Annotated in this window: 10 protein-coding genes; 2 read left to right on the forward strand and 8 right to left on the reverse strand. The window is 62.4% G+C overall.

Annotated elements, in window-relative coordinates; translation table 11 throughout:
- The 3 genes from WG78_RS07410 to WG78_RS07420 form a co-directional block, all read right to left on the reverse strand.
- A partial coding sequence (locus tag WG78_RS07410; protein ID WP_201782389.1) for a beta strand repeat-containing protein occupies positions 1–5,824 on the reverse strand: 5,824 nt, incomplete at its 3' end.
- 307 nt (positions 5,825–6,131) lie between these two features.
- On the reverse strand, positions 6,132–6,743 hold the full coding sequence (locus WG78_RS07415; RefSeq protein WP_083458862.1) for a Spy/CpxP family protein refolding chaperone: 612 nt from the start codon (positions 6,741–6,743) through the stop codon (positions 6,132–6,134).
- Between the two features lie 164 nt (positions 6,744–6,907).
- Positions 6,908–7,267, reverse strand: a complete 360-nt coding sequence (locus tag WG78_RS07420; RefSeq protein ID WP_053937173.1) for a hypothetical protein — start codon at positions 7,265–7,267, stop codon at positions 6,908–6,910.
- A 213-nt stretch (positions 7,268–7,480) separates the two neighbouring features.
- Here WG78_RS07420 and WG78_RS07425 point away from each other — a divergent pair, with 213 nt between their 5' ends.
- Positions 7,481–8,167 (forward strand): response regulator transcription factor, encoded by a 687-nt coding sequence (locus tag WG78_RS07425; protein WP_053937174.1) that lies wholly within the window; start codon positions 7,481–7,483, stop codon positions 8,165–8,167.
- Complete coding sequence (locus tag WG78_RS07430; protein WP_053937175.1) at positions 8,164–9,603, forward strand: ATP-binding protein; 1,440 nt, start codon at positions 8,164–8,166, stop codon at positions 9,601–9,603. Before WG78_RS07425 ends, WG78_RS07430 begins: the two co-directional genes overlap by 4 nt.
- A 102-nt stretch (positions 9,604–9,705) precedes the next feature.
- Here WG78_RS07430 and WG78_RS07435 read toward each other — a convergent pair whose 3' ends face one another.
- From WG78_RS07435 to WG78_RS07455, 5 genes are all read right to left on the reverse strand, one after another.
- Positions 9,706–10,161, reverse strand: a complete 456-nt coding sequence (locus WG78_RS07435; RefSeq protein ID WP_053937176.1) for an acyl-CoA thioesterase — start codon at positions 10,159–10,161, stop codon at positions 9,706–9,708.
- A 7-nt stretch (positions 10,162–10,168) separates the two neighbouring features.
- The gene (gene lipA / locus WG78_RS07440; protein WP_053937177.1) at positions 10,169–11,134 is read right to left on the reverse strand and encodes a lipoyl synthase; all 966 of its coding nucleotides are present in this window, start codon (positions 11,132–11,134) and stop codon (positions 10,169–10,171) included.
- Between the two features lie 72 nt (positions 11,135–11,206).
- Positions 11,207–11,824: a lipoyl(octanoyl) transferase LipB gene (gene lipB, locus WG78_RS07445; protein ID WP_053937278.1), complete on the reverse strand. Its 618-nt coding sequence runs from the start codon at positions 11,822–11,824 to the stop codon at positions 11,207–11,209.
- An 84-nt stretch (positions 11,825–11,908) separates the two neighbouring features.
- Positions 11,909–12,220, reverse strand: a complete 312-nt coding sequence (locus WG78_RS07450; protein WP_053937178.1) for a YbeD family protein — start codon at positions 12,218–12,220, stop codon at positions 11,909–11,911.
- Complete coding sequence (locus WG78_RS07455) at positions 12,217–13,095, reverse strand: D-amino acid aminotransferase (RefSeq protein ID WP_053937179.1); 879 nt, start codon at positions 13,093–13,095, stop codon at positions 12,217–12,219. Before WG78_RS07455 ends, WG78_RS07450 begins: the two co-directional genes overlap by 4 nt.
- Positions 13,096–13,282: the final 187 nt, after the last annotated feature.

Genomic DNA, 13,282 nt, shown 5'->3' on the forward strand with positions numbered 1-13,282 from the left:
TCAGGCGGTTGAAGGTCTGGTTGCTGTTGCCCAGCGCCACCGTCGCGCCAGCGGCCACCGTCACCGCGCTGCTCTGCAGGATGCTGTCGGCCATGGCCAGTTGCAACTTGCCCGCGTTGACGACGGTGGCGCCGCTGTAGCTGTTGAGCGCCGACAAGGTCAGCGTGCCCGCCCCGGCTTTGGTCAGCGTCTGGCCATCCCAGCCGGTGTTCGGATTGGCGGCCTGGTTGGCCAGCACCACGTCGACTTCAAACGCATCGGTGGGCTGGGTCAGGGTAAAGCTGCCGTTGGCGGATGCGCCATTGGAGGTCCACGCCAGCGTGGTGCCCACGCTGTAGCTGTTGTTATCAGGCGACTTCGCCCCTTCCACCACCAGATAATCGCCGCCGGCCGACGCGCCACCCAGGTTGACGCTGGCAAAGTCGCCGCTGATGCCACCCGTGGTCTGCAGCACGGTGGTGCGGCTGTCGCCGAGGTCGCTGGCCTTGTTGGAGGTGTCGGCGGCAAAGCCCGCCACATTCAGCGCCGAATTCGCGCCCAGGGTGGCCGTCGCGGCGGTGATCAACGGCGCGCCGGTGGCAACACTCACGCCCAGCGTGCCGTCGATATTGACCGCGCCGGTGGCATTCAGAAACGCCGCGCCCCCGATCGTGGCGGTTGCGCCGGTCGCCACAGTGAGACTGGCCGCGTTAAAGGTGCCCGTCTGCCCGAACGTCAGCCCGCCCGCATTGACGTTGACCGCCCCCTGCGTGCCGACCTGCGCCAGCGTGGTGGTGCCGCTGCCGTTCTGGTTGAACACCCCGGTGCCGGACAACGCCCCGGCCAGCGTATAGGCATCGCTGCGGTTAACGACCAGCGTCGCGGCGTTGTTGATCGCCCCCGCCACGCTGCCCGAGGTGCCGCCGTTGCCGATCTGTAGAGTGCCGGCGCTGACGGTCGTGCCGCCCGTCCACGCGTTGGCCCCGGTCAGGCTGAGCACACCCGCGCCGGTTTTAAGCACATTGCCGCTGCCCGCAATCACCCCGCCAAACGTATCGGCCACCGCGTTGTTAACGGTCAGCGTGGCGCTGCCCAGCGTGACATTGCCCGCCCCGGTCAGCTGCTGCAGGCTCTGATTGAAACCGGCCAGATTCAGCGTTGCGCCACTGGCCACCGCCACGCCGCTGCTCTGCCCCAGATTGTTGGCGACGCCGGTCTTGAGCGTGCCTGCGTTGATCTGCGTTGCGCCGGTATAAGTATTAAGCGCCGACACGTTGAGCGTGCCCGCGCCCGCTTTGGTAAGCGTCTGGCCATCCCAACTGGTGAGCGGATTGGCGCTCTGGTTGGCCAGCACCACATCCACTTCGAAGGCATCACTGGGCTGCGTTAACGTAAACGTGCCATTGGCCGCGGTGCCTGCCGAAGTCCACGCCAGCGCAGTGCCCACGCTATAGCTATTGCTATCGGCCGATTTTTCGCCTTCCAGCACCAGGTAATCCGCAGGCGCGGTCACGCTGCCCAGGTTAACGCTGGCAAAGTCGCCCGTAATGCCGCCGGTGGTTTGCAGCACGATGGTGCGGCTGCCCGACAGCATGCTGGCCTTGTTGGAGGTATCTGCGGCAAAGCCTGCTACCGTCAGCGCCGAACCCGCACCCAGCGTGGCCGAGGCGGCCGTGATCAGCGGGGCGCTGGTTGAAACGCTTACGCCCAGCGTGCCATCAATATTGACCGCGCCGGTGGCGGCCAGGCGCGCGTTATTGCCCAGCGTTAATGTCGTGCCGCTGGCGGCGCTGACATTGGCCGCGTTAAAGCTGCCGGTCTGGCCGAAGGTCAGCGCGCCTGCGTTGACGTTGATATCGCCTTGCGTGCCGACTTGCGCCAGCGTGGTGGCGCCGCTGCCGTTCTGGTTAAACACCCCGCTACCCGACAGCGCGCCCGCCAGCGTATAGGCGTCGCTGCGGTTGATGGCCAGCGTGGCCGCATTATTGATCGCACCCGCCACGCCACCGGACGTACCGCCATTGCCGATCTGCAGCGTCCCTGCCGTCACGTTGGTCTGGCCGCTGTAGTTGTTGTTGCCGCTCAGCACCAAGGTAGCGCTGCCCGTTTTGCTCACACCGCCGGTGCCACTGATTACGCCGGCAAACTCGTCGGCGGCGGCGGCGTTATTGATAGTCAGCGTGGCGCTGCCCAGCGCAACCGCGCCGGTGCCCGTTAACGCCTGCACGCTCTGATCAAAGCCATTGAGATTCAACGTCGCGCCACTGGCCACAGCCACGCCGCTACTACTGGCGATGCTGTTGACGATGCCGGTGCCAAGCGTGCCCGCATTGATCTGCGTTGCGCCGGTGTAGCTGTTGGCGGCGGACAAGGTCAGTGTGCCCAGGCCTGCTTTGGTCAAGGTCTGGCCATCCCAGCCGGTGACGCCATTGGCGCTCTGGTTGGCCAATGCCACGTCCACATTAAATGCGGCACTGGACAGCGGCAGCGTAAACACGCCATTGGCGGCTGGGCCAGCGCTGGTCCACGCCAGGCCGGTGCCAACGCGATAACTTTTGCTATCCGCCGACAGCGCGCCGCTGTTAACCAGATAATTCGCGCCCGGACCGCCCAGATTGACCGTCGCAAAGCTGCCGCTGATGCCGTTGGTGGTTTGCAGCACCAGGGTCTGCGTGGCGGCCAGATCGCTGGCTTTGGCAATCGCGCTGGTCAGACCGCTGACATTAAGCACCGAGGCCGCGCCCAGCGTGGCGCTGTCGGCGCTGATCAACGCTGCGCCACTGGCGGCGGCCACGTTCAGCGTGCCATCCACCGTCACTGCGCCCGTCGCGGCCACGCGTGCAGCGCTGCCCAGTTCGGCGATGGCGCCGCCCGAAACCGCCAGCGTGCCGGTGTTAAATACGCCCGTCTGACCAAACACCAGCTTGCCTGCGTTGGCGTTGATCGCGCCTGCCTGGCCGCCGCTCAACGTGGTGGTGCCGCTGCCCGCCTGGATAAAGCTGCCGCCGCCGAACACCGTGGCGGCATAGTCACTGCTCAGGTCTACGATCAACGTGCCGCTCAAGGTAAAACCCGGGTGGGCCCCGCCGATGCCGCCCGTTGCGCCACCGTTGCCGATCTGCAACGTGCCATCAGCAATATTGGCGTTGCCGGTGGCGGTATTGGCGCCACTCAGGATCATCTTGCCAGCGCCGACCTTGGAGATCGGCCCCGAGCCACTTAATACGCCCGCAAACTCGGTATCCGCCGTGTTGCGCAGCACCGTGGTGTTGCTTCCCCCCACCACGTTGCCTGCGCCACTGAGGTTATTCAGAAACTGATGGGTGTTATTGGTATTCAGCGTCGCGCCGCTGGCGACCACCACCGCGCTGGTGCTGTTGATATTGTCGGCACGGGTTAGCGACAGCGTGCCTGCGTTGACGCGGGTTTCGCCGGTATACGTGTTGGCGGCGGACAGCGTCAGCGTGCCCGCCCCGCCCTTGGTCAAGGTCTGGCCATCCCAACCGGTATTGGCGTTGGCGGACTGGTTGGCCAGCGCCACATCCACTTCGAAGGCATCGGTCGCGTCTTGCAACGTAAACGTGCCATAGCCGGAGGGATCACCCGCGGTCCAGGCCAGGGCGGTGCCGACGCTGTAGCTTTTGCTGTCGCTCGAAAGCTCACCGCGCGCTACCAGGTAATCATGGTTGGCGGTCGCACCATTAAGGTTAACCACGCCGAAGTTGCCGCTGATGCCATTGGTGGTTTGCAGCACCAGAATGCGATCCCCCGCCAGCTCGCTGGCCTTGGCGGGCGAAATGGCGGAGAAGCCGCTGATGTCCAGGATGGAAGAGATGCCCAGCGTGGTCGTGTCGGCCGTCACCAGGGGCACCGCGTAGTTCGACCCCACGGTCAGCGTGCCTTCGAGCGTCAACGCGCCACTAAAGGCCAGTTGCCCGGCGCTGCCCAGCACGGCCTGGCCGCTACTCCCCACATTCATGCTGGCGCCGTTGAATACGCCACTCTGGCCAAACACCAGCTTGCCATCGTTGACGTTGACCGCACCGGCGCTGGTGGCGCGGCTGAGCGTGGTGATGCCGCTGCCGTTCTGGTTAAGCGTGCCAGTGCCGGTGAGCGCGCCGGACAACACGACGGCGTCGCTGCGATTGATAGTGAGCGTGCCGGCATTGACGATATCCCCGGCCACCGCGCCCGTGGTGCCGCCCGCGCCCAGTTGCAGCGTGCCGCTGCTGATGGTGGTGACGCCAGTGGCGGTGTTATTGCCGGTCAGCGTCAGTACGGCGTTGCCGGACTTGGTGAATGCGCCGGTCCCCGCGATCACGCCGTCAAACGAGCCGTCCACATCCGCCGAATCCGTCAGCGTGCCCGAGCCCAGCAGCACGCTGCCGCCGCCTGACAGGTTATGCACGCTTTGCGCTTTGCTGGTCAGGTCCAGCGTCCCGCCAGACGCCACCTGCACACTGCCGCTATTGGCCAGCGCGTCGACTACGCCCAATGCCAGCGTCCCGCCCGCGACGGTGGTCGCGCCGGTATAACTCTGCGCGGTCAATACCGTGAGTGTGCCGGGGCCGGACTGGGTGACATTGCCTGTTCCGGTAATACCGGTGATCAGGCCCATATCCAGGCTGCGGTTAAAGTAGATATCGCCATCGTTGGCGATCGCGCCATTGACCGAGCCGCCGGCCGGGCCATCAACCAGCTTGAGCACACCGCCGGATGCAATGGTGGTGCCGCCGCCGCTGCCGTTTTGCGTAACCGCGCCACCCAGCGTGAGACTGCCTAGCACATTGAGCGTACTGGCGCTGGTGCCGCCCAGGCTGACGTTGCCGGTGAGCGTCCAGTCGCCGCTGGCGGCAACGGTGAGCGACGAAAAACCGTTGGCGGTGGTGTCGCTGGTGAAATCGCCCGCTTGCGTGTTGACGCCAGTCAGCGTGAGGGTATTGCCGGTGCCCTGACTGCGAACATTGACGTTGGACGGGCTGCTGAGCACCGACCCCGCGCCCAAGGTCACGGCATTGTTTGAACCCGTCAGCAAAATAACGGGAACACCCGTCCCGCTGGTCGAAATCGCGCCGTAATTGCTGACCTGGCTGCCGCTAGCCAACATGATCGCTGGCGCCACGCGCGATGAGATTGAACCGCTCACGCTATTGGTCAGTGTGGTGGTTGCCGCATTGGTCAGATAAATGGCCTCACGCCCAGTGGCGATGACGCCGTCGTTCTGCACTACGGTTTGCCCGGCGCTCTGGTTGAGGCCCCGATTGAAGGAATTGGCCGGGCCCGAGTTCATGATGGCGCCAGCGTGGTTATTGATGGTGACCAGATTACTCGACACATCAAGCACGACGTCGGCGGTGCTGGACGCTGGCGCACTCTGGTTGATGGTGCCGTAATTGTCGAATTGCCCGCTGGTATTCGCGCCGTAATACACCGGATTGGAAGATATTGCGTAAATCTCACCGTAATTGATCAGATTGGCATTCAGGCTGCTCATCTGTACCGCGTAGCCGATGCCGCCGATCACGCCGCCGATTTCATTGGTGATTGTGCCTTGCGCCGCCAGTTGCAAACCCGCGCCCAAGCCATAAGTGGCCACCAATGTGCCAGCATTCGAGAAACTGACCGGGGCGACGCCATTGACGATGACGGCGCTATTACCGGAGATGGAGGTGCCCGCCAGCACCTGGTAGGCAGTATCGCTATTGACAGTCTGCTGCCCGCCGCTGGGCAAGGTGGTGATCGCCAACGCCTGGCCGCTGAACTCCACCAGCAAGGCGCTGGAAATGGCGCGCAGGGCAAAATGACGTATGGATGGGCGCGATGCGCGGCGGCTGGTTGTTTTCATGATGCGTCCCGGAAGCGGCTTGTCGCTGTTTGATCGCGAGCACAACCTCGGGCCCGCCAGTCTCTATCCACTTACCATCCACATCAACAGAAAGTAAGTTTTATTGGATAAATTGCGTTATAGCGGCAAATTTTTTGAATTCCAGGGCATTTGCTTGATTTGCGGGCGGTAACGGCCAGCCGATATTCGTAATACTTACAATAGAAATTGCTCCAGTCGCGATTGTTACGAGCGTTGCAGGCATAAAAAAACGGAGCTAACCGGCTCCGTTTTTTTGCGTGGATTACAGTGCTGCGCTCAGATCGACTTAATCGTCGTTGGGCAGATCCTGCGGGCCTTGCGGGCCGCGTGGGCCATCGTTATCGGCACGCTTGTCCCAGCCGCCAGGGCCGCCGTGTTCCGGGCCATGTTCGGCGCGGTCTTTCATGCGCTCTTGCAGCTTCTGCTTTTGCTCCGGCGTCAGCAGCGCCAGCACGGCGCGTTGCGTCTTGATGCGGTTCAGTTCCAGCGTGGCCTGCGCCTGGGCTTGTTGCTGCACCAGTTGCTGCGCCTTGGCATCCGAATAGTCGTTTGATTGCAGCAGATCACGCAGCGCCTTATGCGTTTTACGCAGCGTTTCAAACTGGGTGTGGGCGGTCGGCTCGGCGGCGTAGTGCAGTTTCCAGATCTGGTCGCGCTGGGCATCGGTCAGATCCAGGCCAGCCAGCATCAAGCCGCCACGCGGACCATGTTCGCCACGGAAGCCTTCACGGCCCGGGCCTTCCTTGCCTTGCGGACCACGCGGGCCCCAGCCATGGTGCTCGCCGGCTTGCGGCGCGCTGCCTGCTTGCGGCGGGGGCGGCGGGGTTTGATCAGCCAGCGCCACACCAGCCAGCAACGAAGAAGAAATCAGTGCGGTTGCAAAGAGAGTACGGATCATCATCTTTCACCTCTGAGGGTTTTATGGGTTCGGATCAACCGGGCGAGGCCGCGATGGCGGCGCTGTCGCCAAGTGTTTATTGCTCAGTTCACAGTGTGCACCGGGCGATTGTTAAGGTGGGTTAACTCAATGAAAAGCCTGAGTAAAGTTCTGTGTCGGCTGTATCAGCGACGGTCGTGATCGCGGTGGTCGTCATGGCCGTCGTGATGGTCCCAGCCGTTACGGCCGCGGTCATCAAAGTGGGGCCGACCGCCGTAATAGCCGCCACGCGGTGGGTAATACGCGACCGGACGCGGTTGCACATAGATCGGACGTGGCGCGACGTACACCGGGGCGGGCCGCACATAAACCGGACGCGGTGCGACATAAACCGGTGCGGGCTGATACCCGACCACGACGGGAGCGACGGGCACGCCCAGGCCAATGCTGACGGAAACGTGCGGGTTGGCCATCGATGCGCCTGCGCTCAGACCCAGAACCAGACCCGAAGCAACAAGCAGACGTTTTGCATTCAACTTAAACATGGGGCACCTCCTGTTAGATGGCGGCGGATGGCTGTGCGTTTGTATGCGGCGCCTTGTCCGTTTGCCGTGATGTCACTATGCGACGACGTCTCGTAAACCGGGGTCAACGGAGTGAAAAGATTGCGTAAATGCGGGCCGCTTCACTTGGTGGATTGCAACCGGATCGGCGAAGATGTGAGCGTGATCACTACATAAAAGTCAAAGGACCGCGCCATGCGTATTTTGCTGGTCGATGATGATGTCGAGCTTTGCACCATGCTGGCCGAATACCTCGCCACCGAGGGTTTTGAGGCCGACGCGGTACACGATGGTGAAGCGGGCGTGACGGCCGCGCTTTCGGGCCAGTACGCCATTGCCGTGCTGGATGTGATGATGCCGCGCCAGGGCGGCATTGAAACGCTGCGACATATCCGCGAAAAAAGCCGCATGCCGGTGATCATGCTGACCGCCAAGGGCGACGATATCGACCGCATTATCGGGCTGGAGCTGGGCGCGGATGATTACGTGCCCAAGCCCTGTCAGCCGCGCGAGCTGGTCGCGCGGCTGCGCGCTATTCTGCGCCGCACCGGCAACGTGGAAGTGGCGGAAGACAGCGGCGCACCGTTGCGCTCGGGCCCGCTGGAACTGAACCCCGCCTACCGGCGCGCCGAATGGGCCGGCACCGCGCTTGATCTGACCAGTTCCGAATTCAATCTGTTGGAAATGCTGTTAAAGGCGCAGGGCAAAGTGCTGAACAAGAATGAGCTGTGCGAGCAGGCATTGGGCCGCCCGCACACGCGCTATGACCGCAGCGTGGACGTGCATATGAGCAATCTGCGGCAAAAGCTGGGCAATTACGCCGATGGCCGCTCCCCCATCCAGACCGTGCGTGGCATTGGCTACCAATGGCAGCCCGAATGAAGCCGTTCTCGCCCTCGTTTCTGCCACGCGGCCGGCTGTTCTGGAAGATTTTGCTGCTGTTCTGGGTGACGCTGATTGCGGGCTTTTTTGCCGTGGCCGCAGTGTTTGCCATTTACGACGAGCAACGCAGCGCGGTGGTGCGCGAGGCGTTGGCCACCGATCCACGCGTTTCCAGCATCACCAATTCCGCCGCCGCCGTGCTGCAATACGGCGGCGTGCCCGCGTTGACCGAGGTATCGCGGCATTGGTCCAAGTTCATGCGCGGCAATCTGCTGGTGGTGGATGACAACGACCACGACGTCCTCAGCCGCCCGGTGCCGCCCGCAGCGCTGAAAATGGCACGGCAGATATTGGCCAACCCGACGCAATCGCCGGGGCCGGTGGGCGGGCCGGACGGCCATGATCGCCGCGACCCACAGGATTTCTCCAGCGTCATCCGCGTGACCACGCCGCAAGGCCAGCCGCTGCTGGTGTTCATGACCTACGACGAGAATCGCGCGCGCCGTACGCCGCCGCCCGGTGCGTGGCTGCCACCGCAGATTCTGTGGTTGGGCGGGCTGGGTAGCCTGGTATTTAGCGCGTTGCTGGCGTTCTATCTAACCCGGCCCATCCGCTTGTTGCAGCGCGCGTTTGATCGCGTGGCCAATGGCGATCTGGACGAGCGTATCGCGCCGCGCATGGGCCGCCGCCGCGATGAGATCGCCGATCTGGGCCATGATTTTGATCGCATGGCAGAGCGCTTGAAGCAGCTGGTGAATTCGCAGCAACAACTGCTGCACGATGTGTCGCACGAGCTGCGTTCCCCCTTGGCGCGATTGCAGGTGGCGGTGGGTCTGGCGCGGCAACAGCCGGAGAACATGACCAACAGTCTGGATCGCATCGAGCGCGAATCGCACCGGCTGGATGAACTGGTGGGCGAGCTGCTGACCTTGTCACGGCTGGAAGCCGCAGGCGAAGGCGATCCGGACCATTATTTTGATGTGATTGAATTGCTGGACGCCATCGTCGATGACGCGCGCTTTGAGGCCAACAACGCGGGCGTGCAGATTGATCTGGCGCGCGATGCGGCGCTGGATAGCCGCGAGATTATCTTGCGCGGACGCGCTGAGCCGATGTACCGCGCGGTGGAAAACGTGATCCGCAACGCGATCAAATATTCGACCGCGGGCCAGCGCGTGATTGTGGCGGCGCATTTGCGCGGCGAGGCGTTTCTGGAGATTGCCGTGGCCGACCAGGGGCCGGGCGTACCGGAGGGGCAACTGGAGCAGATGTTTCAGCCGTTTGTGACGCTGGATGGGGCGAACCGCCAACCGGGACACGGACTGGGGTTGGCGATCGCGCAACGCGCGGTGCAAGCGCACGGCGGCAGCATCAAAGCGATGAACCGCCCCGAAGGCGGGCTGCAGATGATCATTAAAATACCGCTGCAGCAATAGGGTGGGTCATGACCCACCGCTCAAAGCCATTGATCAGCATGGTGCGGTGATCTTTGCAGCGGCTTTGGTTGGTGGGTCTGGACGGGGACGCCGAGACCCACCCTATGCTTTTAATCGCGCAGCCCGGCGGGCTTCGGCTTGGGTCCAGCGGGCTTGTTCGATGTCGTTTTCGGGGGTCAGCACCGGCACGGCGGCGGGTTTGCCGGCGTCGTCGAGCGCCACCATGGTGAAGTAGCAACTATTGGTATGGCGCTCAGTGCGTTGGCGCACATTTTCGGCCACCACGCGAATGCCGATTTCCATTGAGGTGCGGCCGGTGTAATTAACGCTGGCCAGAAACGTCACCAGCTCGCCCACATGAATCGGCTGTTTAAAGATCACCTGATCCACCGACAGCGTGACCACATACGTCCCGGCATAGCGGCTGGCGCAGGCGTAGGCAACTTCATCCAGGAGTTTAAGCAGCTGACCACCGTGCACATTGCCCGAGAAATTGGCCATCTCGGGCATCATCAACACGGTCATGGTCAGCTTGTGGCGTGGCAGATCGCTGGTCATGCGGCGATCACAAACCCGCGTGATGCGCTTGTTGGTCGGCGTGGTAACTCGAACGCACCATCGCCCCCACCGCCGCATGCTTGAAGCCCATCTTGTAGGCTTCTTCTTCAAACATCTTGAAGGTGTCCGGGTGCACGTAACGCAGCACCGGCAAGTGGCCATTGGACGGCTGCAGATACTGGCCGATAGTCAGCATGTCGATGTCGTGATCGCGCATATCGCGCATGGTCTGCAGGATTTCTTCGTCGGTTTCGCCCAGGCCCACCATGATGCCGGACTTGGTATTCACCTGCGGATACAGGGCCTTAAAGTCTTTCAGCAGCTTGAGCGAATGCAGATAATCCGAGCCCGGGCGCGCTTGTTTGTACAGGCGCGGCACGGTTTCCAGATTGTGGTTCATCACGTCAGGCAGACCATCGCCGAAGATTTGCAGCGCCAGATCAAGGCGACCGCGGAAGTCAGGCACCAGCACTTCAATCTGCGTGTCCGGGCTCAGCGCGCGCGTGTTGCTGATGCACTCCACAAAATGCTGGGCGCCACCGTCGCGCAAGTCATCACGATCCACCGAGGTCACCACCACATAGCGCAAACGCAGCGCGGCAATGGTTTCGGCCAGGTGCTTGGGTTCTTCAGTATCCAGCGGATTGGGGCGGCCGTGGCCGACGTCGCAGAACGGGCAACGCCGCGTGCAGATGTCGCCCATGATCATGAAGGTGGCGGTGCCTTTGCCAAAGCATTCGCCAATATTGGGACAGGACGCTTCTTCGCAGACCGTGTGCAGCTTTTGCTCGCGCAAAATCTCTTTGATTTCGTAAAACCGGCTGTTCAGGCTGGGGGCGGTCACCCGGATCCATTCCGGTTTTTTCAGCTTTTGTTCCAGCGGCACAATCTTGATCGGAATCCGCGCGGTCTTGGCCTCGCCCTTGTGTTTGACACCTACTGCGTTCGAGGCGGTTTTCAATTCTTCAGTCATGGTCCGTTCCGGCTCCGCCAGGCTTGTGGCCCAGGCGGCACGTTGGGCAAGGGCTGCCCGCACGCGCGTTAATCAGTTGATCTGGTTCAGGATTTTGGCGGCCATTCTAGCAGCCAGCGCTGCGGGTGTCTCGCGCACGCCAAAATCGCAAAGTTGGGCCACTTGCAGCCCGGCATAGCCACACGGGTTGATCCCGCTGAATGGCGTCAGATCCATATCCACGTTCAGCGACAAGCCATGAAACGCGCAGCCATTGCGGATACGCAAACCCAGCGCGGCAATCTTGGCTTCGATGCCGGTCTCGGGCATGCGCACGTACACGCCGGGGGCGTCGACTTTGCCATAGGCGGCGATGTCATAGTCCGCCAGCAGATCGATCACGCTGTTTTCCAGCTTGCGCACCAACTCGCGCACGCCCAGCTTGCGGCGGCGCAAATCCAGCAGGGTGTACGCAATCAACTGGCCGGGGCCGTGGTAGGTCACCTGGCCGCCGCGGTCGATCTTGACCAGCGGGATATCGGTGGCGCCCAGAATGTGTTCGGGCTTGCCCGCCTGGCCCAGCGTGTACACCGGCTCGTGTTCCAGCAGCCACAGCTCGTCGGGCGTGGCGTCGGTCCGTGCCTCGGTAAACGCCTGCATCGCATGCCAGATCGGCTCATACGGCTGCCGGCCCAGCGGTTTGATGCGCACGCCGAAGGCTTCGGTTTCATGCGCAGACCACACACCGCCGTCGGCAGCCAGATTGACGTCATTCTTCAAAGCGGCAATCCTGGTTTACAGCACCATGCGCACCAGCGGATGCGCGCGCAGGGCGGCATCGATGGCATGCACTTGTTCGATGTTGTCAAACGTGATGTCGAGCGTGGCGGCGTGGTAATTGCCTTGGCTGCTGGGGCGGATGGTGACCAGCGCGGCATCAAAGTCAGGGAAATGCGCGACGGTGACTTCCATCAGCGCGCTTTGGAAATCGGCCAGTTCAACCTGCTTTTTGCTGACGGCTTTCACCGGAATCAGCACCGGAAACTCAACCAGATTTTCCAGCTTGGGGACATCAAGATCAGTAAAAGTGGGGGACGGCGTAGTCATGGAACATCCTTTGCGCGCATCACGTCGCGCTTGAAATCGAGATAGTGCTGGTACATGGCACGGTACAGGGGGCCGGGTTGGCCGTTGCCGATTTTCAGATCATCCAGTTCGGTAATCGCCAGCAGTTCCTTGCTGGACGACGACAACCAGAGTTCATCGGCGGCGCGCACCTCGGCGGCGGTGATTGCGCGTTGTTGATAAGCAATCCGGTGCGTTGCAGCCAGCTCCAGCACCAGATCATAAGTAATGCCGGTCAGCATCAGATGCGATGGTGGCGGCGCCAGTAGCTGGCCCTCTTTAACCACGAAGATGTTGCTGGCCGAGCCTTCTATCAAGAGGCCGTCACGGAATAATACGGTTTCGGTCACGCCAGCGTCTGCCGCCATCTGGCGGAGCAACACGTTGGCCAGCAGCGAGGTGGCTTTGACATTGCAACGCAGCCAGCGGATGTCATCGGCGCTGACGGCGCTGACGCCCTGCTGCACCAACGCCGGTGCGGGCGGCAACAAGGGGTCGGCATAGGCAAAGACGGTCGGCTGCGCCACGTTGGGAAACACATGGTTGCGCGGATACGCCGGGCCGCGGGTGACTTGCAGATACACCGACTGGTCTTCAAACGGCTGCTGCGCCACCAGCTTGTGCACCAGATCCAGCCATTGCGCTTCGTTATGCGGATCGTCGATACGCGCGGCGGCCAGGCTGCGGCCCAGACGGCGGATGTGTTCCAGCAAACGGAACGGGCGGCGGCTGTAGACGGGGATGACTTCGTACACGCCATCACCAAACAGAAACCCACGATCCAGCACCGGCACTTGCAGCGTGGCCAACGGCGCAAAGGCGCCATTCAGATAAGCGATCAATTCGGGGACTTGCATGGGCACTCCTGCAGGACAGCCGTAATTATCGCCCGGATTGGCCCGCTCGGCAGCCCCGAGTTTGTGCGCGTCGCCCAACTCAGACCGTTAGCCCGTGCCGCCGTCTCATAGGGTGGGACTCGGCGTCCCCGTCAAGACCCACCATTCAAAGCCGTGGAGAAGCATAATGCGGCGAACTTCTCTGCGG

Source organism: Amantichitinum ursilacus, assembly GCF_001294205.1.
Lineage (GTDB): Bacteria > Pseudomonadota > Gammaproteobacteria > Burkholderiales > Chitinibacteraceae > Amantichitinum > Amantichitinum ursilacus.